1 protein-coding gene and 1 pseudogene are annotated in these 1,194 nt (G+C 39.4%); both read left to right on the top strand.

Going from position 1 to position 1,194, the window contains the following annotated elements; all coding sequences use genetic code 11:
- The first annotated feature begins 79 nt into the window (after window positions 1-79).
- Window positions 80-355: a transposase gene (locus K5Q14_RS09735; protein ID WP_004906421.1), complete on the top strand. Its 276-nt coding sequence runs from the start codon at window positions 80-82 to the stop codon at window positions 353-355.
- Between the two features lie 5 nt (window positions 356-360).
- A pseudogene (locus K5Q14_RS09730) lies at window positions 361-1,182 on the top strand (IS3 family transposase); the annotation flags it as partial.
- Between the last annotated feature and the right edge of the window lie 12 nt (window positions 1,183-1,194).

Here is a 1,194-nt window from a genome sequence, read left to right as displayed (position 1 = left end):
TGCTCGTATACTGAAAATCCGGACCGCTTTATTTCTAGGGCATAATCCGAGATAATCAAGTATAGGAGTTTTTTATATTATGAAAGCTAAGCGATACTCAACAGAATTTAAGTCATCAATTGTCACCTTGTATAACGAGGGACGTTCTGCTAATTCTCTAGCCAATGAATACCATTTGGCTGTACAAACCGTCACGGGTTGGGTGAAGAAAGCCCAAATCATTGGGACGGACGTTACCGGTAAGCCAGTGACTCGCGCCCAATTTAATGCAATGCAGAAAGAAGTCGCAAGACTCAAAGAAGAAAACGAAATTTTAAAAATTGCGGCAGTTTTGCTGGGCGAACATCGCAAGTAACACGTAAGACCCATTTTCCTATTGTCCAATCATTGCTAAAACAGCATTTTAAACTCATGATGGTGCTTCGCCTACTCAAAATACCCAAAAGTACCTACTTTGATTGGGTTCACTATACTGAGAGCCAACGACAACGAGAAGACACGATCTTAAAAGCTTTGTTGCGTGAAATTTGGCAAAATAACTATAAAGCTTATGGCGCGCCACGTCTGCGATTAGCATTAGCTGATCTGAATTTGCATCATGGCACCAACCGAGTTCGTCGTTTAATGCGAGAAGCTGGCATATACTCTGTCATGAGTCGTCGATTTAACAAACCAACGACAACTGTTGATTATCGTCAACGTCCCAACTTAATCAGGTATTTACCCGAAGCCAACGCTTGGCGCATGGACATCACTTATTTAAAGTTGAGTAATGGTCAGTGGGTCTATTTAGCGTCAGTTTTAGAGTTACAAACGCGTAAGATATTAGCCCATCAAATCAGTGCCACGATGGATACCAAATTGGTAGTTACAACACTACAAAGATCGCTGTCAACTGATAAAAGACCAAATTATTTACATACTGATATGGGCAGTCAGTTCACTAGTTTTGGCTTTGAAAATTTGTTAAAGCGACATAAAAGTGATCATTCGTATTCAAAACTAGGACATCCATATGATAATGCCAAAATTGAAAGTTTTCACTCCCTATTAAAGCGTGAAATGATTTATCAATTCCGGTTTCCATCGATTGCACATCTAATTTTAGATGTGTCCAAGTATATTCATTGGTTCAACAACGAAAGAATCAGTCTTGCCAATCAAAAAATAAAAGTTGCCTAATCAGTTCAGCCC

The sequence above is a fragment of the Leuconostoc inhae genome, assembly GCF_019656015.1.
GTDB classification, from domain to species: domain Bacteria; phylum Bacillota; class Bacilli; order Lactobacillales; family Lactobacillaceae; genus Leuconostoc; species Leuconostoc inhae_A.
This window is presented reverse-complemented; position numbering and strand designations above follow the sequence as displayed.

Bases quoted from the DNA above. Each gene is read 5' to 3' on its own strand.
- K5Q14_RS09735 (WP_004906421.1), top strand. From the start codon at position 80: ATGAAAGCTAAGCGATACTCAACAGAATTTAAGTCATCAATTGTCACC.